1 protein-coding gene is annotated in these 343 nt (G+C 53.1%); it reads right to left on the bottom strand.

Going from position 1 to position 343, the window contains the following annotated elements:
- Positions 1–266, bottom strand: a 266-nt coding sequence (locus ACNPNW_RS05540; RefSeq protein WP_448766683.1) for a X2-like carbohydrate binding domain-containing protein, incomplete at its 3' end; no start/stop codon positions are given.
- Positions 267–343: the final 77 nt, after the last annotated feature.

Genomic DNA, 343 nt, shown 5'->3' with positions numbered 1-343 from the left:
TGTTCGCTTAGCTTCTTATCGAAGCTGCCGTTTGTCGGCGAGATTACGCTGTTTTTTGCTGTTGTGTCGCTGATCGTAATCGTCAGCGTTTGTGTTGCACCTGCGCTGAAGCTGAACGTCAGTGTCGTCGTGCCTTCCGCTTGCGCGGCAAGGTACTCCTTCTTGATCGTCACCGTGTTGCCCGTTACGGTGTAATCCGTGTCCAGCACCAACGGTGTCGAGCCGTTCGTTATCCCGCTGAGCGCATTCCCGTTCAGCGTCATCACTGTAACCACATCCGCTTGCTCACTTAGCTTCTTATCGAAGCTAGCCACTCCCGGAGTAATTATACTGTTCTTCGGTG

Source organism: Acinetobacter endophylla, assembly GCF_053543775.1.
Note: the sequence above shows the minus strand (reverse complement) of the source record. Positions and strands in the feature narration are given on the sequence as shown.